Genomic DNA, 22721 nt, shown 5'->3' with positions numbered 1-22721 from the left:
TGTCGGCTGGGAGGTTGCCGATCATCTGCGGGCCGATCTGGCTTTGTCGGCGCTGGAAATGGCGATATGGTCGCGGCGTGAGAGCCTGGACGGCGATCTGGTGCATCATTCTGATCGGGGTGTGCAATATACGTCGATCTGCTATGGTGAGCGTCTGGCGGATATCGGCGCGGTGCGCTCGGTCGGCAGTAAAGGTGATTCTTACGACAACGCTGCCGCCGAGTCGCTGAACAGTCTGTACAAGAAAGAGCTCATCGACTTTCGCGGCGGCTGGCGCGGCGTCACCGACGTGATGCTGGAAACTATGGAATGGGTTTCCTGGTACAACGAGACGAGGCTCCACTCATTCTGTGGTAATATTCCGCCGAAGGAGTACGAGGACGCCTTCTATAAGACGCAGGGATCTACTACGTCATTCGCAAGTTCGCAGGAATCGTAGCCTCCAAGATTCCCGGGGCGGTCCAGGGCAACGTGCGTGGTGCGTCTGTCGGAGTGACCAGGTTGAGCGGGCGCGATGCCGGGACTGTCGGTGATCTAGGACGCGTCCGGCCGGGAGGCAGGAGCATGAATGTCCAACCGAAGTCTGTCTCCAACATCGTCATGAGGTTGTTGACCTCCTCGGCCGTGTACCTATGGGAGGCGTTGTCGGTCCCATCAGTGTGAATGACGATGACAACCTCGTCGGGTGCTTCGTTCGCGGGCAGGTGGCAGATGTACTCGCGGACGCGGGCGATGGTGAGCGCGATGGCGTCCACGAGCGCGGTATCGCCGCGGGGTCGGAGTGTGAAGGCGGGCAGCCGAGTAATGGGCCGGCCTTCGTACACGGGTTCCCAGATGTGGTCGAACTGGTAGAGGGCGACGGTGGTGGGGATATCAGCTTGGGCTTGATGGGCGAGGAACTGCTGGATAGAGGCGTCGTCGGCCTGCCTGGTCGTCCGCGTGGAGCCGGAGTGATCGGCCAGGACGGCCATATGACGGCTTGCCCGATACGGCATGGTGTGATCCTGGGTGGTGAGGTAATGAGGCCGAGACGGGCTGGCCATGGCGGCTCCGCGCGCCGGGCGGCACAGGGCCGGCGGCTGTGCACGCCTGATTGTGGGTACGGCGCACGGTTTGTCCAAGTACGTGCGGTGTAGCGTCGCCGCGTCCGGCGCGTGATGATCGGTGTGGCAGGGACGGTCAGAGGACGGGAAGGTCGTAGACGGTCACCGGAATGTCACGGGAAGACAGGGATGCGCGCAGCAGAGGTTCGATCCGATCCCAGGTTCCGCCGGCCAGCCCGGCGCCGATCCGTGGCAGATGGACGCTGGCATGGCGGCGTGTCGCCTCCGTCGCCAGCGTGAGCAGGCATCGCTCAAGGGCGCCGTAGCGGATGGGCGGGACGGCGCCGATGGGGCGGATGCCATGTTGGGCGATCATGTTGGCGACCCACAGTTCGTGGGCAACCTGGACGATGCGGATGGCTCCCAGGCCGAAGTCGTTGTAGTCCCGGCCGGCATACCAGGTTCGGTAGTCCTTCTCGGGCGCGTCCCAGCGGCTGCTGAGCGCGACGACGAATCCTCGGCCCCAGCGCCCAGCGGAGTTGCAGATGTGCGCGATGATGCGGGGGCCATCCCCGTCGGGGGCGGTGGCATCGCCGGTGACGTATCTCATCGGGTGCATGCGGTGATCGTCCTTCCGTTGGCGCTGCTTGGCTGGATCCCGGGCCGGGAACGCCTGTGGGTGCACAGGAGCGGTGCGGTCGTACGGGGCCCGGTGAGGAGGGGCCTGCAGGTCACGGAGCGGACGGCCAGAGCACCGGCCAAGATGTTATGCGCAGCAGAAGATCTTGGCCGGTGCTCTGGCCGGGAGTGATGTGCCTGCAAGGCTTTCTGAGCCGGGCCCCGTACGGACGCCGCCGTCACGCGTCGTGCCTGCACTCGTCGTCGCGACCAGGGGTAGCTGATATCCAGGTCGCGCAGGATGTCCACGCGTGTGCCGCGTTGCCGAACCATGCCGACAAGTCGAGGACCCGCTGTCGTAGTCTCCAGGCAGTCTGACGGCGGCCACAACGCTGTCGCCGTGACCCTCCGCTTCCTGCAGGGAGCGGCTTCTCGCTGAGCCGCTGGCGCTGCCTGGGCCTTTCAGCGGGTGCGACGTTGCGGTTGACGTGTCACTGTCGTGGCGGGTGAGCTGTCTACCTGCTCAACATGTGGGGTTGGAGCGGGGGCTGCGTCGCCGCCGGTGGGGGAGCGCAGGCTAGCCGCGGAAGAGCGGTCGGCGTGCTGCAGACCGAGACGGTCGGCCAGACGCGGACCGGCTTGGAGGGCGAAACGCACGGTGGGGAGCATGCGGCGTTCCCACCCTTCAAGGGCGGTGGTCATGTCGGCGTTGTAGCGGCTGCATTGGACCAGGGTGGTGGCCAGATCCTCGATCTGCTCGACGCCATTGTTGGCGCCGCGGCCGGTCAGCGGGGATACCGGCACGAGGGCGTCGCCGACGAGGACGGCGTGGCCGTTGCCGACGGAGTAGGCCATGTGCCGGGGTGGCTGGGTGGTGAGCAGCGGTGCCGCCGACCAGATGTCCGTGGTCTCGACCATCTGCACGGCCTCGGGCGGCAGGATGCGGCGGGCTTCGCCAATCACCAGGGTTTTGGCGTCGTCGGTGATCTGCTGCGGCAGCACGAAGCCGCGGTTGATGGGGGAGGCGCCGCAGATATCAGTGAACTGACGCTCGGTCATGGGGATGTACAGCGTCCAGTCGCTTCCGTAGCTGCCGTCAGGCCGGATCATCGGGAAGACGGCCAGACGGGTGCCCGCAGGTTCGTAGCGGGTGTAGTCCTGAAGGTCGTCAGGCGCCCAGGGGCTTTGCCCGCGCCAGGCGACGATGCCGTCGTACTCCAAGGGGCGAGCTGGGTCGAGGAGGCGACGGCCGACGGAGCGGCGGCCGTCGGCGAAGATGACCAGGTCGGCGGAGGCGGTCTCGCCATCGCGGAAGTGTAGCTGCGGGCGGTTGTTGGTGTCGTGGTCGAGGCCGACGACGCGTTTGCCGGGATGCAGCATGCCCTCGGGCAGCCGGGCGATCAGGCTGTTGTTGATGAGATGCCAGGTGCTGTGCCGGGCGGGGTAGAGCGTGTCGAAGCGCCGTGCTTCGTGGCGGTCGGCGATTTTGATGGACACGATCCGCTCGGAGGGGAAAGGGACGATTTCCTCTTGGGGGACGCCGATGGTGTCCAGGACGCCGAGAGCCGGGTGCTCGAGGGAGATGGCGCCGCCGGCTTGGGAGAGAGGTTCGGGGAGGGCTTCGTAGATGCGGACGTTGGTGAAGCCCTCTTGGTGCAGGCGCAGGGCGGCGGCTGGCCCGGTGATGGAGCCGCCTACAATCGCGATGTCCGGCTCGTCCATGTCGGCCATGGTGTGCCTGTTCTCCTGAGGTGTCGGGGGTGTGGGTGCTCACGCACGGGATGCGATCCATTCCTCGCTGGTCAGGCAGCGCACTTGGTCGGTCACGGCTGCGACGCCGAGCAGGGTGTCGTCGCGATCATGGAAGTAGACGTGCTGCTCGGTCGTGACCACCTTGCGCACCTCATGCCAGGTCGGTCCGGCGCTGCCGGGTACGGTCACGCTGATGTGCCAGTGCGGCTCGATGTCGGGTGCGGCGCGGTAGGTGCCGTTCATGTGCCCTCCTTCGGTTCGCCTTATGATGACGGCGATCGACGAGCATTGACAAGCGTAAGACTTGTAGTCAAGTTTCTTGTCAATGCTCGGGCGGGCGGGTGCTGATGGGCGGTCAGCCGCTGCCCATCGCTGGCTTCGTCAGGAAAGCGCTCTGGCCTACGCGTGAGAGCTGGCTTTCGCCGGGATGCTGTCGACGAGCTCGGCGGCCCATGTCACGCCATCGACGAGCACGGCTCGCCCGTCGTGAATCAGCGCGTGACAGCCACGCGAGTGCGGGCTGTGCACCGGGCCAGGCACAGCGCCGAGGGGCCGGCCGAGCGCTTCGGCATGCCGCACGGTGTTCATCGTGCCGCTGCGGACGAGGGCTTCGACGACCACGGTGGCCTGGCTGAGGCACGCGACGATCCTGTTGCGAGCTAGCAGGCGGTCGCGCGACGCCGCGACTCCCGGCGGGTTGTCGCTCACCATGACGCCGTGCAGGCGGATGGCCGCATAGAGGTCGCGATGCTCAGGCGGGAAGCAGACGTCGATACCGCACGGCAGAACTGCAACAGTCAAGGCTGGCCCGTTCAGAGCCCCGCGGTGGGCGGCGGCATCGATGCCGAACGCGAGCCCCGAGACCGTGGTGAAGCCGCGCTCGCCCAGCTGATAGGCCAGCTCACCCGCCAGATGCTCACCTGTGGTAGTGGCGTGGCGGGAGCCGACGATCGTGATCGAACGGCTACACGCCTGTCGTAGACCGGGTGTCCCCAGGACCCACAGCCCCAGCGGCTGGGCGGGGCCGAGGTCTGCCAGCTGACGGGGCCATTCAGGCTCCTCCGGTGTCAGAAAGCGCGCCCCCGCGTGGTGGCCGCGCTCCAAGTCGCCGACTGGGTCGGCTCGCTCAAGGCGGTCCCTCCAACGGGCGAGCACCTGCCCGGCGGCCGGGCGCAGAGCGTGATCGGTCATGAGGTCGGGCGGGAGGCTGCCCCGCCGGATGTGGTCAACTGCGGCAGCTGGCCCGACGGCGTCGAGGAGTTGGCCCATCAGCGGATCGGCTGGGTTGTCGGTGAGGCGCATCAGCGTCAGGCGTGCGTGCCGCCGGGTGGTGATCAACGGGGGCCTTTCGGTGCAGGGGTTGCGAGAGTTGGTGGGCGCATCACCGCGGCGCCGGCGTCGTCGGATCGTGCAGCGTCTGGCCGCTGTGAGTCGGCGACACATGGTTTCAGCCGTGGTGGCCGGCTGGAGGCTCGGTGTCTTGGGCCAGCGGACGCTATTGGGAGAGCTGCTGGGTGGCCCAGCTGGCCATCCGGTCGATCACCTTGGCGAAGGTGTTCTCGTCGAGCGCCTCCCAGCCGCTTTGGCCGCATTCTTCGAGCGCGACGCGGGCGACTTCGAGCAGCTCGCCTTCGATCCAGGTCAGGCGGGCATTCCACTGCTCGGTGGTGATGTCGTCGGCAGTGGTGTTGGCGACGACGCTCCAGGCGATTGCATCGTGGGCGTGCGCGGAGGCGTTCGCGGCGATGGCAGCGGCCGCGATGTCGTGGGGCAACGGCACGGTGTTGGGAGCGATGAGGGACATGGCGGTCTCCGGGATGGCCGGTCGGTAGGGGCGGGGATGGCATGTGCGCGGGACGGAGAATGGATCGGCTGCGGCGCCCGGCTGTCGGGGCCGGTGGCGGTAGCGGTATCCGCCAGCCCTATCTCCTGGTGGTCGGGTCACGACCGGTCGGTCAGGGTTTTGAGTGTGCGGGCGTCGATCATCTGTTGGATCTCGTCGGCCTGGGTGTCGGGCCGGCGCTGTAGCGGTGCGGTGCGGCGTGACAGAGGGGTTCGATGCGCCGGTGGATGGCGAGGCCTTCGCCGGCGGCGCGGTCGGCGGCGGCGTGTAGCGGTGAGCGGAGCCGGGAGTGACGGCGCGGCCGTGGGGCGACCGTGTCAGAGGATGGTGCGGGGCGCGAGGGCTGTGCCTGGGCGGCTTAGGTGATCCATGTGCTGGTTTCCTTCCGGATCGCGTCGCTCATCACCGTGGTGTCACGCTGGGTTTGATCCCATGGGCTGTCGTGGCTGTTGCGGGTCCAGTTGTCGATGGCATTGACGATGGCCACGGCAGCGTGGCCGGCCCGGGGGATGGAGTCATGCAGAGGGTCGGGGAAGGCGCTTTCGGCGTCGCGCAGGGTTTGCCCGATGGTGGTGGCCAGGTGACGTACGCAGGCCGGGTGTTGTTCGCGCAGGGGGAGGATCGCATCCCGCAGAGCGATCGCCCGGCTGGCGGCGAGGATAGGACGAGTCGGTGCGCTGGGCTTACGGCGTCGAGTGCTCACGCGGCTCCTCGGGCTCGTGACACCGGGGAGGGGGTGCGCCCTGCAGAAGGGGCGCCGGTGGTGGTGACCGAGCGGCGTAGCTGGGGCGGTGAGCTGGCCCGGGGATGCGTGCGGGCTCGGATGACCTGCATCGTGCGGGCCGCCGGTGGCTGATCGCGCCTGTGGTGTATCAGCGCTGCTCTTGCCGCATCCACTGGTTGATTGCCAGCGGAAGGGACGCGTCCAGCCCGGTCATCTGCAGGACGCCGGCGTCGCGCGGGTCGGCGATCGTGTATCCGTTGGCCGTCATGGACGCCACCATGACGCGGGCGCGCGCGCTGACCGTGGCCCGGTAGGAGGCCAGTGCCTGGGATGGGTGATGTTGCCCGGCCCAGGTGACGTTGTCGGTAAAGATGACGATGCCATCGGCGTCGAGCTTTTCCCGTTCGGCGTAGAGGAAGGGCAGCGCCAGGTCGGTGCCCCCGCCGGACGGTCTCCAGGAGGCGACCTCGCGCAGGTTCGTCCGCGCGGTGATCTTCGAGGGGTGGACGCGGGTGTCGACGTCGATCACATGGCTGGTGCCGCGTTCGATGCGCGCGAGCGTGATCGCCATGGCGCACGCCGCCTCGTAGGCGGAGCCGATGGGGGAGCCGCCGACCGTCAGACGATCAAGCCAGGTCATCGACGCGGAGGAGTCGACGGCGATCAGCAGACGCCGGCCGGACGGCGGCAGGTGGTCGAACGACAGGTCCCAGGTTTCCTCCAGGGCGTCGGCGACAGCGGCCACCGGCGTCCAGTACCGGATGGGTGCGGCCAGGGCGGGCTGCGCCCGGCCGGAGGTGTAGACGCGCATCGCCAGCCACACGTCCATGGGGTGGACACGGGCTGTGGCCAGGGCTTCGGCGTTGGTGAGCCGGGCGATCACCCTGCGGGTGGCGTCGGCGAACGGCGACAGCGCCCCGGAGGCGGTCATCCGGGCGAGGTTGCGCAGCAGCGCTGTCATGCCGATGGTGTCGATGAGGGCCTCCCACACCGACGGCTCTCGCAGCATGGCATCAGGCAGGAATTCCCACGGCACCCGCTTGTCTGTGATTACGCGGACGGCCTCGGCTGGTGTGGTGACGGCTTTTGCGGTGAGGAAGCGGTCGACGGCGGGCAGGACGGCGCGTGCGTGCTCGTCGCTGACGTTCCCGGCGATCCAGCCGATGAGCGCTGCACGTGCAGGGGAGTCCACGCGCGGGTGGGCCAGCCGCAGTACGTCACGCAGGTGGAAACTCTCGCCTTGGGGGGTCTTGCGCTGCATCGCCTTGCAGGCGCGGAAGGCCACGTCATCAGCGCTGTCGCGCAAAAACCAGGAGGCGAGGGCGGTACGCAGGCTGCGGCCGGTACGCGGGGCGAAGCCGCGCGCTGTCGGCTTGCCTCCCAGCTGCTTGCAGTAGCCGAAGAACATGGCGAGATGGTCTGTGGTGCGGGCGACGGACGGCAGAGCGGCTTTGACCGCCTGGCGGGTGGCGGCGTCGCCGATGGCGTAGCAGGCCGCCAGGGTGAACAAGGCGGGCCGTTGCCGGGCGGCGCGAGGCGGCCGAGCAGTGGAGATGCCGGTCAGCAGGTCGACCACGCGCGGGCCGTCTTCGGCGATGGCGTGGGCGACAACGTCGGCGTTGGTCTCGGTGCGCTGGGTTTCGCCCATGTAGTAGGTGCCGCCTGTCGTACCGAGGATGAGGAAATCCTCAACCCTGGTCCACAGGTCAGAGGCGAAGACATATCCGCCTGCGTCGTTGCGGACCTGTTCGTCGGCGCGGCCGGGAAGCGGCCGGTCTTGGGGTGTGGCCTGCAGTCGGATACGGGCCAGGGGATCAGGTGTGTTCACCGGTGGCCTCTCGGGGGTTCGCCCCGCCTGACGGCGGAGATGAAGGGGGATCGCCAGCCGGAGATGAGCTGCGGCGGCATGCGGTCGGTGAGCCGGGCGGTTGCTAGGGCGGCACCCTGGGGGGCGTGGGGGATCCGCGCATGCTCAGGCCGCGCGTCTGGTGGGCGTGCGGGTGCTGGTGAGGCGGTCGCGGATGTGGTGGTCGTGCCCACCGGGCGACGTGCTGTCCTTCCTCCTCGGGCTCGTGAGAACCCGGTGCGTGGATGGGACCCGACCGTCGACTACGGGTGATCACCGATGGGCTTCGACCCGCGGCCGCGGATCGTAAGCGAAACGGCAGCGCGGATGTGGTGTCACGACCGGGATTTTCCGATGTGTGATAACCGATCGTGTTCGACCCGCGTTGCGGTGGACAGAGCCGGCTGGCAGGTGTTCCGGCTCCCTGAGGCATGGTCCGCCGGCCGCTGCCGTTCTGGGGAAGGCGCGGTGACGGACCATGCGGGACAGTCCCCGCACCGGCCTATGCCGGGGAAGACCACGAGCAGGAGACGTACCGCGGAGACGCGGGCAGTGTCCTGCTCCGGACACCCGTCGGGGGTTCCGGTGATCATCGGCACGCAGGTATGGGCGCGGAGTGCAACTCTTCCGTCAAGATCTTTTACCGAGTAAAAGATCTTGACGGAAGAGTTGCATGGAGCGACTGGTCTGCGATGCTGATGCGTCCGGAACCCCCAGGATGTCTGGGGGACACTCCACCGCCTTCGCGGCCCGACGGTCGCCCACTGCCTCATCGAGCGCCTATTCTGGCGGTTCGCCCGGACACCAGAACCCCGTACGACAGGGTGATGCCTTGATTGGGGGACTCTGGCAGCAGCAAGGGGGCCGACCTGTTACGGTCAGCCCCGGGGGCCCTGGCGATTCAGCAGTAGGTGCACTCGGAGCCTTCCGGCATCGCTACCCGCCGCTCGCATACCTGGCACTCGAAGCGGTTGTCCCTGTGGTTCGTGGCGCCCTCCTTAGCGCTGAAGCACCCTTCGTCGTCGCCTGCGACCCAAAGCTCGTTACGCCGGACGGACACGTCGACATTGACAATGCTGTCCTTGGCCCCGCACTCAGGGCAAACGATGAAGTCGCCCTCAACGATGACCGTTCTGCAGGGTACGTAGCGAACCCGGATAGGGCCCCGCCCGCTGCGGGTGACGCGGATGTTGTGGTTGGCGCGCAGGCCAAGGTCCTTGTTCATGCGGTTCCTCAGGGTTACAGGCCGTACGACTTTCGGGTGAGCGTGGGCCAGGTGTGGCTGACTGCCAGTCGGATCTCCTGGTGGGCGATGCACGGGCAGTAGGTGCCGCCGTCGTGGACGAGGGAGGCGTACCGGCCAGGGCGGTCCCGGCCCCCAGGACCCTTGCCGGGCAAGCAGCCGGCGCACTTGCCGGCGTGATCGCGGGCAGCCGGCCTGGCCACCTCGGTGCCGAAGTCGGTGCGCTTGCCGCGGGTGTCGATGCAGCCGGTGCGCTCGAAGCCGTGCCAGTAGGCGGTGCCGTCCGGCATCGTGTAGGTGGTTCCGGTGACATGGCGTGGACCTCGCCGGCTGTGGTGCAACGGCTGTCACCGTCACCCGAGAGGCAGCGTTGGCAGCTCGGGCACCGCCTCTTCAGGGTGTCTGGCGATACGGGCGTCAATGCCCCTTTGCAGGCCGTCGATGCTGTCGTGTACGGCCAACGGCGACGCACCATGATGCATCACGGCGTTGAGCAGCAGTGCCAGTCGGTAGTGGGGGCTGTCGGCTATGGCTCGGTCCACGGCGATGCCGGCCAGGGGTCCATCGCCGTTTTGGTAGGCGACCAGGGCCAGCAGGGTGGCAGGGGCTGCGACATATCCAGGCTCGGCGTGACGAGTGAGGTCCGACCACAGCCTCAGATGGGCGTCCTCGCCGTGGACGGCGACCATCACCAGGGCCCTGTCCCGTACGGGACGCGACGCCAGCAGGACGCACAGCCATGCCCGAGCGTCAGCGGAGAGCGGCTGGTGTGCAGCGCTGAGGGCCAGCGCCTGCCGCAGCTGCAGGACGCCTTCGTCGTACCAGAAGCGAGGCGGGACCGTTCGAAGGAGCTGGTCGGCCCGGCGCCGGGCTACCTGCGTCGCTGTGCGCATGGCTTCGCGGTCGGCACCGCCGATCGGCTGCAGCAGCGCTGCGAAGCTGTCGTGATCGGGGAACGCCACCCGACCGGCGAGGACGGCATGCGCTGCCATCCGGTTGGTGGTGATGTCATAGGGGGTGCCGTCGATCGTCTGGTCGTTAGGGTGCCACCAGAAGCGGTTGTGCTGGCAGCGCAGCATGGAGGTGACGGTGATGCCGGCGTCGGCGTATTCCTGCCGGAGGTGGTCCAGCAGCGGGTCGACGCGGTCGGCGGGACCGTAGCCGACCACCACCACGCTTTCGGCGCGATAGCGGGCGGCGAGTCTGCGGCAGAGCGCGGCCTGGTGCGGCACCTGCTGCGGGTCTTCGGGTAGGTCGTGCCGGGATGCGTAGTGAAGCCGGCCCTCGCGCACGACGAGCGTGACGATGCTCGAGGTGGGCTGGAACCCGAACAGGTACGGGATGAGAGCGATGATGTCATGGGGGCCATGCGAGGACAGTTCGGACATGGCATACCTCCGTGCTTGACCGGCGATAAGGGCAGACGTCCAGGCGTGGGCGGATGCGGCCATCAGGCGCAGTGCAGGGCCGCAACCGCACCGGACGAAAAGGGTGGGCCGGTGCGTGGTGACGGTCGGGCTAGGGACGAGGTGGCAGCGGCAGCCCCAGTAGCAGGGCGCGTTCGATGTCGCGCCGTGACGGCTGGCCAACAGTGGCGAGGCGGAGCGACAGCGGCTGGATCGAGGGAACGACGATGACGCGCAGCCCGCTCGGGCCGCGTGTCAGGTCCCAGCCCAGCTGGTAGTGCTCCTGGCGGAAGGTGGCCGCGTAGAACGGCGGTGCGGCCGCGCCGGCTCGCGCCTGATGGTCGGAGGGTGTGGTCCACCGGCGGCAGGAGCAGGTGGGATCGCCGCAGCGTTCGGATTCAAGGTCACGGGGAGTGCTGCGGTAGTGGGTCATCCGGCCGTTCAGGAGTGGGCATGCTTGTATGGCGTATGGGGCGCAGTCGGAGGGGTGCAAGGCGGGTTCGCGGGTGAACCCGCGGGTGTAGTCGGCAGGGCGCAGCAGAAGAGTGAACTTCCCGCCTGGCCGCGTGGACAGCCGCTGGCCGCAGTTGCCGCATCGCTTGCCGTCGATCAGCTGGAAGACGCGGTTGGGGTCATTGATTCCGAAGAGCGGGGCGTGCTGGTCGTCGTTGTGGCGGGCGGCCCCCTCGGGTACGGCCAAGCCCGCGTAGACGGGGCAATTCTTCATGCGTGCAGGGATGCGGGCGTTCATCGTGGGACCGTCCGGTTCAGCATGTGGGCAGGAAGCCGCGTCAGGCGTCCTGCCCGGCATCGCTCCAGGTAGCAGCTGCGCGTCCAGGTTGTCGCACGTGCCGGGGAAATGGGTCGTACCACAGGGGACCATCCTTTGCTGGTACAGAGAGGTCACCACACCTCGGTGGGGCGGGCGCTCGGTCAGGTGGCGGGCGCTTGAGCCGGGGCATGGCAGTACGGGAGCGGGCGCAACGGGGCCAGGCCGGTGCGTTCGGCCCACCGTTCTTCGAATGTGCGGCGGGCCTTTGTCGACGATGTCGTCGAGGCTGAGGGCGAGCATCGACTCTTCGGGTGGGGTAGGTCTCGCCCTTGCTCAGGAGCATGGCGCGGGGGAAACCGTGCTGGTCGATATGCACCGGCGCGCGGTGCTGTCGGGCGAGGGTGCGCAGCTGCTCGTGCATGGCCGCGCGGCTGCCGGTGGCCAGTTGGGCGACGGAACGCCGGACGGGGCCTTTGCCGGGCGTGCCCGTCGCGGTGTGGGTCTTGGCCGCGAAGTACGGTCGCCGCACCTCATACAACGCCCGCGTGCTGGTGGCGAGCCGGTACTCAGCGAGGCTGAGCGCCTCGTGGAGGCGGTGTTCGCGTGCCACATCGTAGGCGGTGCGTTTGGCGAACAGGGCGGCGTGCGGGTTGAGGCCGAGGGCACGTTGTTCGAAGACGAGAGCGTCGGCCGCAGCGTGCGGATCGATGCTCCAGCGGTAGATGAGTTCGTCACTGCCGCGGTGCGCGTTGGCGTAGCAGCAAAAGCCGCAAGCGCTGCGGATCCACTGCCCGCCGAAGGCGTGGTGCAGGTATCCGGCGGCTTCGGCACGGTCCCAGGTCCACTCGGCCAGCAGGTAGCGGGGCGTGCGCCGGCCGTTGAGGGTGTGGATGCGGTCCTTGGCGATGCGCCCGCCTTCCGCCACGGAGAACCCCAGCAGGTGCACGTACGGCGCCCTTTGCAGGACATCAGCGAGAAACCATTCGATAGGTTCGATCTTGCTGCGGTCGGAACACGACCGGCCGCCGGCCACTTGTGGATGGCCCGGTTCGCGGCCAGTTCATCGCCGAGCGTCCAAGGTCCTTTCATGGCCATCGTGGTGGGATGCAGGGGTGGGGGTCAGCAGGGTGTAGCCGCCGGCTTGCGAGGCCCGGGAGAGTTGCACGTACCGCACGCGATCGCGTAGGAGGTCCGTCAGGCCTGCGCTGATGCTGGAGAGCACGGCGTCAGGTGGATGCGTGGCTCACGCTCGTGGGTCTGGTGGTGGCGGAGGTAGCCGCCGACGAGTCCATGATCTTGGGGTGCCACCGGCGTGCCGGTTGTCGGCAGTGAGTGCTGCCGATCCGTGCGGGCCGGCAGGCTTGGTGCGAGGGTGAGCCTGCCGGCTTGTCGTGATGACGGCACGATCCGAGTGCGATCCGCGGCTCGAGGCCCTTGGGAAGGGTTCAGGCGGCCTGGTCGATGGGCCGGTCCACGGGCTGATCATCGGAGTCGTCCACCTCGTCGCTGTCGGCGACGTCATCTCCGCTGGCGTCCACGTCGATGTCGGGTGTGCCGTCTCCAGGCGGGGCCCACAACCTGCCGTGGGCGACCGCCTCCTCGATCGGAGACAGCCGGTAGCCGAGTTCGGCCAGCAAGGTCAGCCAGACGGCCATCTCCGCGCGGCGCTGCTTGTGCTCTCCACGTTCCCAGTGGTCGTTGAAGCTGTCCGGGTCCCGCCAGGTGCGTACGTCCATCCGGCGTTCGTAGGCGGTAGCAACGCTGGCGAACTGCAGCAGAGGCTGCCGCTTCTGCCCTGTCTTGGCGATGATCCGCTCGAGCTCTTCTCGTTCGGACGCAAAGGCCTGGGGCGTTCCCTGGTCGCCGCTGTCGCCGTGGGGAGCGATGCCGAGCAGCTGGTTCAGGATGTCGGTGCTGCCATAGCTGCTGGCCCACTTACGGACCGGGTCTGGCTTGACCACCCAGGCCCACGAGAGGAAGGAGCCGATCCGTGTCGGCACGTTCTTGCCTGCGATCACACCGGCCAGGAAGGTACGCCGCACCGGCTCGGCGGCACGCCATGCCTCGTTGCCTTCTCGGACGAACTGGTTGGCTGCGCGAGCTTCCTGGCGGGCGCGTTCTCGTTCGGTCTCGGCCTCTGCCTGCTCCCGCGCGTCGGGGGTGACCGGTAGCGGGGTGAGGTCGACGTGGCCGTAGGCGGGCGGGTTGGCGCAAAAGGCGACCGGCTCGGCGCCGTCGTCGGTCTCCTGCAGAACAACGATGTGCCCAGGGCAGCCGGCATGGGCATCCGAGGTGAGAGCCGCCCCGGCGGCCGTGTGCAGAAAGTGCACTTCGACGGCGCCTGCGGGGACATCGTCGACCACGCGGACGCCACGCGATTCCACCGCGGCACGCGCCAGCGCCTGCTGATGGGCTCGCTCACGGTTGCGCCTCTCCACGCTGACCTGGTGATCGAAGTAGCCGTTGGCGGCTGCGCTGATGATGCGCGCCGTCGCCGCGGGATCGGTGTGAAACTCGGCCAGCGTCGCCATGGCGACAAAGTCTTGTTCGATGACAGCGATCCCTGAAATGTCCCGCCGGGTCTCGGCTGATAGTCGGCCGGCGGCGATGCCGTGTTCCACGTCTTTGGCCTGATAGCCAAGATGGCGGGCGATCTTTTGAGGGGACCATCCCATGTCGGCTGCGCTAAAGAGCGCATTGGCCACTTCGGGCTTGGTCATGCTCTTCCGCAGCTGATTCTCGATGATCATGTCGATGAACTCTTGCGGCGTCAGCTCGGGCCGGTTGTAGATCAGGGCCGGGATGAATGCGCAAGGGCCGTCCGGGTCTTCCTTGAGAGCTTCTATCGCGATGGTCCAGCGCCGTTCACCGGCGCCGATGATCAGGCGCCCGTCCGCGCGGCGCAGCACGTGCAATGGGTCGGTGATGCCGTTTTCGCGGATGGATTCGACGATCGGGTCGTCGTCCAGGCCGAGATTTTCACGTGCGTTCCGCTCGTGTGGGGTCAGCAACTGCGGTCGGATCCTGACGTATTGGACGTCGTCGGGAATGATCACATCGTCGCCGAGGGCATGGGTGTGTTCGCCTGCGGCTTCAACCGGGGTGCGGTCCCGACCATGGCCGGATTCTTCGGTGTCTGCGCTGGTGAGATGGGCGTCGGCCATCAGGTGAGGCTCCTTGATCGTGGACATGTTTTCATGGGATGTGCATGATGCGTTGGAAGGTGAGGCGGAAACGGTACGTGAGCGCGGCCGGTGCACGACCGCTGTGGATCGGTCATCTGCGCAGCAGTGGCAGTGATGACGTAGGTGCTGGCAGTAGCACACGGATGGCGTGCTCCGCTGGGGCGGACCGTGCGGCTCGATGTGGACAGGCACGGCCGGGCGATCGGGGGCCTGCTGGAGCACAGGTCACTGCGAAATTGCGGGGCGGGCATGCCGTGCCGCGTATACGGTGGTGCGGGCCGTGTTCACATCGGCGCTGCCGGCGTAGCCGCAGGATCGGTGCCGGGAACGCGCGCGGCTCGCGCGCCTGCCGGTGCAGGATCCCGCACGCCGAGCACCGCTGACTCGTGTACGCGGCCTTGACCTTCACGACCCGAGCGGGTGCTTTGTGCTCTAGCCGGGTCACCAACACCCCAGCCCGCGGCGAGAATCGCCGGTTCAGTCCGGCTTTCTGGCCGACGTACCGTCCCGGAGCCTCACGCGTGCCCCGGGCCGACCGGGTCATGTTGCCGATCTTCAAGTCCTCGACCGTGATCACGTCGGACCGGCTGGGCCAGGCCGGTCGAGGTCTTCTCGATCCAGGCGTTGCGCCGGTCGCTCCGACGCGCAGGTAGCACAGCTCGCACTGGAATTGCTAACAGTCGTGTGCCCGCGTTTTCGCGCCCGGAGAGTTAATCACAATCCAGTCGACTAGCAGTAACACCAGACGATCAATCCTCGAGCTGCGGCGCTCGGGTTCTCCTCGCAGGCCGCTGATTGCCGGGTACAGCAATGGCGCGTCGTGGAGGCGCTTCGTTCGGCGGGAGGTGGAAGCGGATGCGAGGCTCGGTGCGCCCCACCTGGACATGGAGCTTGGCGCGTCCTCTTTACTCTTCGGGCGAGTCGTCGATCATTCTGATGTGCAGGGGTTCTCGAAGGCCTGGGATGCCTTCTCCCACTTGGGCCGGTCGAGGGTGAGGATCGGCAAAGCGGCCACATCGGCGATCGCCACGACGTGTGCGTCGTGGGCGTCAGGGTCGGTCTTGGCCATCACAGCGGCCAGGGTGGGCACCCGGTCCGCGCCGGCGAGCGAGGCAATTTCGACTCGCTCGAACAGCTCGAGGCTGCCGAGTAGGTGGTCTGCCTCGGCGCTGCTTGCATCCAGAGACGCGGCGGTGAGGGCCAAGGCTGGCATGACCATGGGCTAAGGGTCAGCGTCCCAGCGTTGGACGAGCCGAATGGGTCGGCGTCCCCACGGGCGATCTCGACGAGCACCCTGATGTCGAACAGTAGGGGGTTCGGGGGTCCTGGTTGTGTCGGTGGTGGTCGGTAGTTTGGCCGGCATGTCCCGTTACCGGCTTCAGCCCTCACCGGCTCAAGAGCAGGTGCTGGTGGAGCATTGCGGACACGCCTGATATGTGGGGAATCTGGCCGTTGAGCAGCACGCGCACTGGAAGCCGGGCCGTAAGAGCGCGCCGGGGTTTGCCGAGCAGTGCCGGCAGCTCACCCAGGCACGAGCCGCGTTCGCCTGGCTGCGCGCGGGGTCGGTCATCGTGCAGCAGCAGGCCCTGAAGGACTTCGCCCAGGCGATGGCGAACTTCTTCGGCGCCACCCACCAGCGTCCGACCTGGCGCAAGCCCGGGCGGAGCGAGGGGTTGCGGATCGTCGCGGTCAAGCCCGGTGACGTGCGCCGCCTGTCCCGCCAGGTCGGTGAGGTGAAGATCTCGAAGGTCGGCTGGGTGCGGTTGCGGTGGTCCCGCGCCGTGCCCGCGGGCGTGACGTCGTTCCGGGTCACCCGCGACCGTGCCGGGCGCTGGCAGGTGGCGTTCGCCGTCATCCCCGAGCCGATCCCCGCGCCCGGCACGGGCCAGGTGGTAGGGGTGGACCGGGGTGTCGCGGTCAGCGCCGCCGTGCCCACCGGACAGATGCTGAAGGTGCCTACGCTCCGCGACACACCCGGAGGCCCGCCTGCTGTGGCTGCTGCGCACGCTGGCGCGGGCAAGGCGAGGGGGTCGGACCGGCGCGGCACGGTGAAGGCCGCCATCGCGAAACTGAAGGCCCGCGAGGCCGACTGGCGCAAGGATTGGGTCGACGAGACCTCCACCGGGCCTGGGCCGGCGGTTCGACGTGATCGCCGTCGAAGACCTGAGTACGTCGATGACGGGTGAGGCCTGGCGACGTCCTGGCCGCGGAGGCCGCACCAGGCAATTCTCGTTCGGGCCTCTGAGCGGACGGTGAGGTTGGTGAATACGGTTGAAGGCGCTGGTCAGACTTGCGCCATTCGGCGAATCGCCTGTTCAAGGAGCTATTGCATGACTCGTGGGTGTTTGTGCTCGAATCTGGCCCGCACAGCGCATGCGTTACCGTTGTCCTGTTGGACGAAGCTGGCGAACAGCAACCTGTACTGTGACAGCATCAAGATTCTGTGACAGATACTCAAATGATCGCTCATGCACGTGATAATGATTCATTATCACGTGCATGCCCTCGGCTGGCTTAAGAAATATCCCGTGAGTTCCTCGGAGCCTCTTCGTCTTCTATAGCGCCAGGACCTGGGGTTATCTGCTGGCACTCCGGCTTCTTCTGTGATTGATGAGATTTCAGAGATTGTGAAGGTCTATCGTCCTCGTCGTTCGTCTTGCTCTGCGGGTGAAGGCGGGGAGGCCGGAGTTGGCGCTGGCGGCGGTGCGGGATCTACGGGTGGCGCGTGCCCCGGCCACCGCGGACGAGCTGGTGGCGTTCGAGACCGATGTGCTGGCCGGGTTCGTGCTTGCTCGTGCGGCTGCCGGGTTGTCGGACGCGACGATAAGTTCCGATGTGATGCATTTGGAGCAGGTGCGAACCTGGTTCGGGCGGCCGCTATGGGAGATGGAACCCTCTGACGCCGATCAGTACTTCGGCAAGACGTTGCGCGATGCTGCCAAGGGCACCCGGCTGTCGCGAGCTCAGGCGTTGAAGACCTACTACCTGTTCCTGGAGCTGCGGCACAAGATCGAGGTCCATCAGATGACCGGCCGCGTCGTCGAGTGCCCGATCGACGAGATGAATCGGCCGCGCGGCCGCCAGCAGGCCAGGCTACGGATTCCACCCACCGCTGAGCAGGTGAACCGGCTGTTCGCCGGATGGCGTGAAGAGCTGGCGACCTGCCGCAAGTTCGCCCCTGCGGCCCGCAACTACTCCGCGTGCCGGCTGATGTCGGAGGTCGGCCTACGGGTCGGCGAGGCGTGCAAGCTCGACCTCGCCGACATCAAGTGGGACCTGGGACGGTTCGGCAAACTGCACGTCCGGCACGGCAAGGGCGCTCGCGGATCGGGCCCGCGCGAACGTATGGTCCCCTTGATCAATAACGCGGGGGGACCTTGCGCTGGTTCGTCGAGGATGTGTGGGCCCAGTTCGGTGACGATCACACCAAGCGTCCCGCTGTTGCCCTCCGAGCGCAAGAACCTCGACGGCAGCGCGGCCCGGGTGGGCGATGAGACCCTGCGCGCTGCGCTGGCAACGGCGGCTGAGAGATATCTGCCGGACTGGCCCGACCAGGTCACCCCGCATGTCCTGCGGCACTTCTGCGCGAGCGAGCTCTACCTGGCAGGCATGGACCTGATCGCGATCCAGGCCACCCTCGAACATGCCTGGATCGCCACCACGATGAGGTATGTCCACGTCCCGGGCACCCATGTCGAGGACGCCTGGATCGCCGGTCAGCAGCGTGCCGCGACTCGATTGGAAGGACTTCGGCGATGAAGTGGAACCTGCGCTTGGCGGCCGCCAACCGCGGCATCTGGAAGGCCAGCGACCTGCAGCGCATGCTCGCCGAGCACGGGCTCGCCATCAGCGCTGGCAAGATGTCCGGGCTGTGGTCCGGGGAGCCGGCCAGTATCAAACTGGCCGACCTGAATGTCATCTGCGCCGTGCTCGGCTGCGGGCCTGAGGAACTGCTGATCCCGGAGCCCGAGAAGGTCAAGCGGCTCGATGAGCAGCAGGTCACGGCCACCGCCGCGTCGGCCTCGTCGAGCGGAGGTCCGCCGGTGACACCCAAGCGCCGGGACGGCCGCTCGCTTCCTCCCGCCTGACGTGCCATCGGGCAAGTCCCGCAGGACTGTTTCCAGTTGCATCGATTGCCTTGCCTGGGGCGTACTGTCCTCACGCCGCTGCGGATCGTGCTCGGTCTGGCGTCACAATCATCCGGGCGAGGCGCAGTGCGCCGGCTGCGACCGGACCTTGACGGTCAAGAACGGCCACTGCCGGTTGTGCTGGCAGGAGGCCCGCTACGAGTCCAACCTCGTCGGATGCCTTCCGCGCGGAGCGGTCAGCGTGTTGCAGGCGGGTACGCGACTGCTTCATCACCAGTTGTTCTTCGATCGGATGAAGGTCCGCCGGACAGAGCCAGAAGCGCGCAAGTACGGCACGCGGCGAGGCGCTCCGCCCAAACCGCCGCCGGCCCCGGCCGGACGTCCGGCGATCCGATGGACCGCACTGCGCCTGTTCGAAGCCCGCAAGGACTTCACCCGCTTCGATGAATCCGCGGACGTCGATCACGCCAACCCTTGGCTCAGCTGGGCCGTTTACCTGGCCCACCGCCGCGGCGAAGCCCGCGGGTGGAGCCGGAGGACCCGTTTTGCGACCCGCCGGGGCCTCATCATCGTGCTCTCCCCGCACGTTGTCGGCGACGTCGTCCGCTACTCAGAGCTGTTCCCGGCGATGCAAGCCCTGGGCATCGGCACCGAGCGAGTCACCGAGGTCCTCCAGGAGATGAACCTGCTGGTCGATGATCGGCGATCAACCTTCGACAATTGGCTGGAAAGCAAAACCAGCGACCTGGCCCCGGGCATCCGCAACGCGGCCGAAGCCTGGCTGCGAACCCTGCACGACGGAGGCCCTCGCTCCAAGGCCCGCGAAATGGCATCCTTCTACGTCTACATGAACCATGTCCAGCCGCTGCTCCTGGCTTGGTCGGCCCGCTACGATCACCTGCGCGAGGTCACCCGAGACGATATCCAGGCGGCCCTTGATGAGCTCCATGGCTGGCCCCGCCGAAACGCCCTCACCGCCCTTCGGTCGCTGTTCTCCTTCTGCAAGAGAAACCGCATCATCTTCCGCGACCCCAGCCGGGGCATCAGGGTCGGCCAGCATCCCTACGACCTCGCCCTCCCCCTCGACCAGGACGACGTCGACCAGGCCGCCGGGACCGCCACGACCCCGGTCGCTCGCCTCGTCCTCGTGCTGGCCGCTGTCCACGCCGCCCGCAAAGCCGCCATCATCGCCCTGCGGCTCGCCGACGTCGACCTCGGCAACCGGCGGCTCACCATCGCCGGACGGACCCGACCCATCGATGAACTCACCCACCAGTGTCTGCTCAACTGGCTCGACCGCCGGCGCAGCCGCTGGCCCAACACGGCCAACCCGCATCTGATCGTCAATCAGAAGAGCGCCATGGGCGTCGGCCCCGTCTCCAACCTCTGGGGCAAAGCGGAGCTACGCCGACAGGCCGCCACCCTGGAACGACTGCGCGTTGATCGACAGCTCGAGGAAGCTTTCACCCACGGCCCTGATCCGCTGCATCTGGCATCGGTGTTCGGCCTGGATCCCAAGACCGCGATCCGCTACGCCGAAAACGCCAGAGCACTCCTGACATCCACCACCGAGGAACAGGACCCAGCCAGTTCCCCCGAACCCAAGGGTCGGATCCGCCCATAGAACCTGAACATCCCTGGGTTCCTGGTGAGGCTCCTTCAGTTCGCGTGAACTCTGGGATTTCTCGGGGCTCAGAGAGATGTGGAACGGTATCCGGCGTTAACGCGGTTCCCACTGGTCAGCGGGAACCGTCTCGCTCGCCCACCTGAACGTGGTAAACGCCGGATTCCGTTGCAACGCACGGGAGGCTGCCGCCTATTGCCGCTTGACCTTGGCTTCGGGTTCCTCCGCCGGGCAGCGGGTGCCCTGCACGGGAACGGTTAGCGAGATCAGGTAAGCGTCCATGGCGGCCGTGGTGCAGCGGGTCATGCCGTAGATGCCATGGCCCCAGCCCTCGTAGGTGAGCAGCGTGGCCTTGGAGCCGAGCTGGCGGGCCACATTGGCCGACCACACGTATGGGGTGGACGGGTCGTGCAGGGAGGCGCCCACCAGCAGCGGAGCGCTACCGGTGTACCGCAGCCGGTGCTGCGGGTTGTTGACAGGGTGGCGCTGGCAGATCGGCATGTCGCCCATCGGCATCGGGTTGTACCGCACGGTCGGAGCCACAGCGTTGGAGCTGCGCATCACGTCGGCGTACTGGTTGTAGTTCCGCAGCGTCAGGTTGAAGTCCTCGCAGAGGATCGCGGTCGGCAACTCGGCGATCTTCCCGTCCACGGGCCCGTTGCCCGGAGGTCCCGGCATGCCGTCGGGCACTGGTCCGCCGTCCAGGGCGAGGAGCACCTGCGCCTCCAGCGCCCAGGCGGGTCCCTCGTTGAGGATCACGGCCAGCCAGAGGAGGTTGTGGGCGCTCAGCGGGCGGTCGGTGACCCCCGGGTAGTACAGCTCGCCGCGGTCCGCCTTGTCGAGCAGTCCCTTCCACAGCGCCCGGATGTCGCGCCCGTGCAGGACGCAGTCGGTGGTCCGGTCGCACCAGGCGATGAATTCGCTGAAGGCGTCCTCGACGGTGGCCGCCTCGGTCACCTGGAATGCCTTGGCGTCGAGGCTGTGGTCCATATTGCTGTCCAGCACCATGGCCCGGATCCGGTTAGGGAAGAGCTCGGCGTACATCTGCTGGGCGAGCGTGCCGTACGAGACGCCGTAGGAGGTGAGCTTGTCCTCGCCGAGGGCGGCGCGGATGGCGTCCATATCACGCGCCACGTTGGCCGAGTCGACGAAGTCGTACAGCAGGCCGGTGCGCTTGCGGCAGTCCTGGCGCAGCTTGCGGTCGAAGGTCACCCACTTGTTGTAGTCGGCCTGGCTCTTCATGACCGGGTACGGCATCCGGTTGTACACCGCCGCCGAGCAGGCGATCGAGCCGCTGCGGGCGACGCCTCGGGGGTCGAAGCTCACGATGTCGAACCGCCGCTGGACGTCCTTGCTGAAGCCGGAGGGGCGCAGGATGTCGTTCACCCCGGAATTGCCGGGGCCGCCCGGGTTGGTCAGGAGGGATCCCATGCGGGCCGAGGGGTCGGTGGCCTTGCGCCGGGCGAGGGTCAGAGTGACGGTGGGGCCGTTCGGCCTGGACCAGTCGATCGGCACGGCCAGCGTGCCGCACTGGATGCTGGGCTTCTCCTTGCACGGCCCCCAGGTGATGCCGCCCTTCCCGACGGCGTCCGCTTCGGTGACCGCCGCGTTGGCGACCCCGGTCAATAGAGCCGCCGTCGCCACGAGGGCACTGGCGAGCCTGAGAAGGCTTTTTCGCACATCACTCCAATCATCGATCGGCCGATCGGGCCGCTCACACTGCACGCTGACCGCAGCAGGGCAATCGACCTCCCGGCCGAATCCCTCAGCCGACCAAATCAAGGTCGAGGAAGATCGAGGCTAATAGCCGAACGGAAACAGCCTGATATGCCACGCGGCCAGTGCGGCCGAAATCAGAGCGCATGTGAACAGGCCAGCGTATATATACTTTTTAGCCCGTATAGAAATGAGGGTCCCAAGCAGGGGGGCGCCTATTCCTACTGCATACATGGCGGCTCCCAAGACCATGGCGAGGGGCATGTTGCCTGGTTCGGTGTCTCCGACACCCAAGCCGAAAGTTACGGTAAATATGAATAAGAATGGCGTCCCTAGCACCCAGCCAGCAGCGAGTGCGGACAATATCTCTCTTGCAAAGCGCCGATCATTGTTGAGCATTATCATGCATTTTCCATTGCTAGCGCCGAAAGAGGTGCAGATGCGCGTGGATACTATGCGACAACACAGGGGCGCCGACGGCCAACCCTGCATTTCGTAGCCAGAACGCAATTACGCAAGGCGATCATATGACAGCACCGGCCCGGTCCAATACGCAGATCCCATAAACGAGGCCCACGATATCGTCCGGAAATTCCTCTTTCGGGAGGTCCACGCCTCCACCGAAATTCCGGCCTGTGTCGATCATTGTGCTAGACCCTCTTCGATTGCATGCAAATACTCAGATAATGCCGGACTGAGGAGTCGACGATCGCGATGCAGCCCAGTAGGCTAGCCTTAGCCTGAATCCACGGCTTGATTCTTGGTGATCATTTCTCGGTCCAATTCGTCGACGAGGACCGTTCCCGCAGGTAGAGGCCTTGGTTTCAGAGCGTGAGGCACCTGCCGTGCTCGGGTCGCGGC

Annotated in this window: 22 protein-coding genes; 5 read left to right on the top strand and 17 right to left on the bottom strand. The window is 67.0% G+C overall.

Annotated features, from left to right (window positions below; translation table 11 throughout):
• Window positions 1-439 (top strand): transposase (locus tag ACTWPW_RS56150; protein WP_443173852.1); only part of this gene is annotated, 439 nt, incomplete at its 5' end.
• Here the strand turns inward: ACTWPW_RS56150 and ACTWPW_RS56145 are convergent.
• The 16 genes from ACTWPW_RS56145 to ACTWPW_RS56070 all read right to left on the bottom strand — a co-directional run bounded on the left by ACTWPW_RS56145 (window position 408) and on the right by ACTWPW_RS56070 (window position 15651).
• Window positions 408-995 carry a hypothetical protein gene (locus ACTWPW_RS56145; RefSeq protein ID WP_443173851.1) on the bottom strand — a complete coding sequence of 196 codons (588 nt, stop codon included), beginning with the start codon at window positions 993-995 and terminating at the stop codon, window positions 408-410. The two genes, ACTWPW_RS56150 and ACTWPW_RS56145, sit on opposite strands and share 32 nt — an antisense overlap.
• Before the next feature lie 184 nt (window positions 996-1179).
• Entirely contained in the window at window positions 1180-1653 is a 474-nt protein-coding gene (locus ACTWPW_RS56140) for an Appr-1-p processing protein (RefSeq protein WP_443173850.1), read from the bottom strand.
• Between the two features lie 470 nt (window positions 1654-2123).
• Window positions 2124-3383, bottom strand: coding sequence for a hypothetical protein (locus ACTWPW_RS56135; RefSeq protein ID WP_443173849.1), 1260 nt, complete (start codon window positions 3381-3383; stop codon window positions 2124-2126).
• Between the two features lie 48 nt (window positions 3384-3431).
• Window positions 3432-3656 carry a hypothetical protein gene (locus ACTWPW_RS56130; RefSeq protein ID WP_443173848.1) on the bottom strand — a complete coding sequence of 75 codons (225 nt, stop codon included), beginning with the start codon at window positions 3654-3656 and terminating at the stop codon, window positions 3432-3434.
• A gap of 156 nt (window positions 3657-3812) precedes the next feature.
• A complete protein-coding gene (locus tag ACTWPW_RS56125; RefSeq protein ID WP_443173847.1) occupies window positions 3813-4751 on the bottom strand; it encodes a DNA-processing protein DprA in 939 nt (312 codons plus the stop codon).
• A 157-nt stretch (window positions 4752-4908) separates the two neighbouring features.
• Window positions 4909-5217 (bottom strand): hypothetical protein, encoded by a 309-nt coding sequence (locus ACTWPW_RS56120; protein ID WP_443173846.1) that lies wholly within the window; start codon window positions 5215-5217, stop codon window positions 4909-4911.
• A gap of 397 nt (window positions 5218-5614) precedes the next feature.
• Window positions 5615-5959 (bottom strand): hypothetical protein, encoded by a 345-nt coding sequence (locus ACTWPW_RS56115; protein WP_443173845.1) that lies wholly within the window; start codon window positions 5957-5959, stop codon window positions 5615-5617.
• A gap of 169 nt (window positions 5960-6128) precedes the next feature.
• On the bottom strand, window positions 6129-7808 hold the full coding sequence (locus ACTWPW_RS56110; RefSeq protein WP_443173844.1) for a TROVE domain-containing protein: 1680 nt from the start codon (window positions 7806-7808) through the stop codon (window positions 6129-6131).
• Window positions 7809-8727: 919 nt separating this feature from the next.
• On the bottom strand, window positions 8728-9051 hold the full coding sequence (locus ACTWPW_RS56105) for a hypothetical protein (RefSeq protein WP_443173843.1): 324 nt from the start codon (window positions 9049-9051) through the stop codon (window positions 8728-8730).
• 14 nt (window positions 9052-9065) lie between these two features.
• Window positions 9066-9359 carry a hypothetical protein gene (locus ACTWPW_RS56100; protein ID WP_443173842.1) on the bottom strand — a complete coding sequence of 98 codons (294 nt, stop codon included), beginning with the start codon at window positions 9357-9359 and terminating at the stop codon, window positions 9066-9068.
• A gap of 63 nt (window positions 9360-9422) precedes the next feature.
• Window positions 9423-10457: a DUF4192 domain-containing protein gene (locus ACTWPW_RS56095; protein ID WP_443173841.1), complete on the bottom strand. Its 1035-nt coding sequence runs from the start codon at window positions 10455-10457 to the stop codon at window positions 9423-9425.
• Between the two features lie 130 nt (window positions 10458-10587).
• Window positions 10588-11226: a hypothetical protein gene (locus ACTWPW_RS56090; RefSeq protein WP_443173840.1), complete on the bottom strand. Its 639-nt coding sequence runs from the start codon at window positions 11224-11226 to the stop codon at window positions 10588-10590.
• A gap of 40 nt (window positions 11227-11266) precedes the next feature.
• Entirely contained in the window at window positions 11267-12280 is a 1014-nt protein-coding gene (locus tag ACTWPW_RS56085; protein ID WP_443173839.1) for a hypothetical protein, read from the bottom strand.
• Between the two features lie 412 nt (window positions 12281-12692).
• Window positions 12693-14438, bottom strand: coding sequence for a ParB/RepB/Spo0J family partition protein (locus tag ACTWPW_RS56080; protein ID WP_443173838.1), 1746 nt, complete (start codon window positions 14436-14438; stop codon window positions 12693-12695).
• Between the two features lie 85 nt (window positions 14439-14523).
• Complete coding sequence (locus tag ACTWPW_RS56075; RefSeq protein WP_443173853.1) at window positions 14524-14976, bottom strand: zinc ribbon domain-containing protein; 453 nt, start codon at window positions 14974-14976, stop codon at window positions 14524-14526.
• A gap of 384 nt (window positions 14977-15360) precedes the next feature.
• Window positions 15361-15651 carry a hypothetical protein gene (locus tag ACTWPW_RS56070; RefSeq protein ID WP_443173837.1) on the bottom strand — a complete coding sequence of 97 codons (291 nt, stop codon included), beginning with the start codon at window positions 15649-15651 and terminating at the stop codon, window positions 15361-15363.
• A gap of 217 nt (window positions 15652-15868) precedes the next feature.
• On the opposite strand from ACTWPW_RS56070, the gene ACTWPW_RS56065 reads away from it, so the two are divergent.
• From ACTWPW_RS56065 to ACTWPW_RS56050, 4 genes are all read left to right on the top strand, one after another.
• Window positions 15869-16618 (top strand): RNA-guided endonuclease InsQ/TnpB family protein, encoded by a 750-nt coding sequence (locus ACTWPW_RS56065; protein ID WP_443173836.1) that lies wholly within the window; start codon window positions 15869-15871, stop codon window positions 16616-16618.
• Between the two features lie 502 nt (window positions 16619-17120).
• The gene (locus ACTWPW_RS56060; protein ID WP_443173835.1) at window positions 17121-18191 is read left to right on the top strand and encodes a tyrosine-type recombinase/integrase; all 1071 of its coding nucleotides are present in this window, start codon (window positions 17121-17123) and stop codon (window positions 18189-18191) included.
• Window positions 18188-18520 carry a helix-turn-helix domain-containing protein gene (locus ACTWPW_RS56055; protein WP_443173834.1) on the top strand — a complete coding sequence of 111 codons (333 nt, stop codon included), beginning with the start codon at window positions 18188-18190 and terminating at the stop codon, window positions 18518-18520. The genes ACTWPW_RS56060 and ACTWPW_RS56055 overlap by 4 nt, the downstream gene beginning before the upstream one ends.
• Window positions 18521-18668: 148 nt before the next feature.
• The gene (locus ACTWPW_RS56050) at window positions 18669-20144 is read left to right on the top strand and encodes a hypothetical protein (protein ID WP_443173833.1); all 1476 of its coding nucleotides are present in this window, start codon (window positions 18669-18671) and stop codon (window positions 20142-20144) included.
• Between the two features lie 192 nt (window positions 20145-20336).
• Here the strand turns inward: ACTWPW_RS56050 and ACTWPW_RS56045 are convergent, their stop codons facing one another.
• Entirely contained in the window at window positions 20337-21824 is a 1488-nt protein-coding gene (locus tag ACTWPW_RS56045; protein WP_443173832.1) for an alpha/beta fold hydrolase, read from the bottom strand.
• Between the last annotated feature and the right edge of the window lie 897 nt (window positions 21825-22721).

Origin of the sequence: Nonomuraea sp. KM90, assembly GCF_052246675.1 — a bacterium.
In the GTDB taxonomy this organism is placed as follows: Bacteria; Actinomycetota; Actinomycetes; order Streptosporangiales; family Streptosporangiaceae; genus Nonomuraea.
Note: the sequence above shows the minus strand (reverse complement) of the source record. Positions and strands in the feature narration are given on the sequence as shown.

Excerpts from the sequence above, each read along its gene's own strand:
- ACTWPW_RS56095 (WP_443173841.1), bottom strand. The coding sequence starts at position 10,457 with ATGTCCGAACTGTCCTCGCATGGCCCCCATGACATCATCGCTCTCATC.
- ACTWPW_RS56055 (WP_443173834.1), top strand. The coding sequence starts at position 18,188 with ATGAAGTGGAACCTGCGCTTGGCGGCCGCCAACCGCGGCATCTGGAAG.
- ACTWPW_RS56120 (WP_443173846.1), bottom strand. The coding sequence starts at position 5,217 with ATGTCCCTCATCGCTCCCAACACCGTGCCGTTGCCCCACGACATCGCG.
- ACTWPW_RS56135 (WP_443173849.1), bottom strand. The coding sequence starts at position 3,383 with ATGGACGAGCCGGACATCGCGATTGTAGGCGGCTCCATCACCGGGCCA.
- ACTWPW_RS56090 (WP_443173840.1), bottom strand. The coding sequence starts at position 11,226 with ATGAACGCCCGCATCCCTGCACGCATGAAGAATTGCCCCGTCTACGCG.
- ACTWPW_RS56130 (WP_443173848.1), bottom strand. The coding sequence starts at position 3,656 with ATGAACGGCACCTACCGCGCCGCACCCGACATCGAGCCGCACTGGCAC.
- ACTWPW_RS56070 (WP_443173837.1), bottom strand. The coding sequence starts at position 15,651 with ATGGTCATGCCAGCCTTGGCCCTCACCGCCGCGTCTCTGGATGCAAGC.
- ACTWPW_RS56075 (WP_443173853.1), bottom strand. The coding sequence starts at position 14,976 with ATGACCCGGTCGGCCCGGGGCACGCGTGAGGCTCCGGGACGGTACGTC.
- ACTWPW_RS56105 (WP_443173843.1), bottom strand. The coding sequence starts at position 9,051 with ATGAACAAGGACCTTGGCCTGCGCGCCAACCACAACATCCGCGTCACC.
- ACTWPW_RS56140 (WP_443173850.1), bottom strand. The coding sequence starts at position 1,653 with ATGAGATACGTCACCGGCGATGCCACCGCCCCCGACGGGGATGGCCCC.
- ACTWPW_RS56100 (WP_443173842.1), bottom strand. The coding sequence starts at position 9,359 with ATGCCGGACGGCACCGCCTACTGGCACGGCTTCGAGCGCACCGGCTGC.
- ACTWPW_RS56080 (WP_443173838.1), bottom strand. The coding sequence starts at position 14,438 with ATGTCCACGATCAAGGAGCCTCACCTGATGGCCGACGCCCATCTCACC.
- ACTWPW_RS56145 (WP_443173851.1), bottom strand. The coding sequence starts at position 995 with ATGCCGTATCGGGCAAGCCGTCATATGGCCGTCCTGGCCGATCACTCC.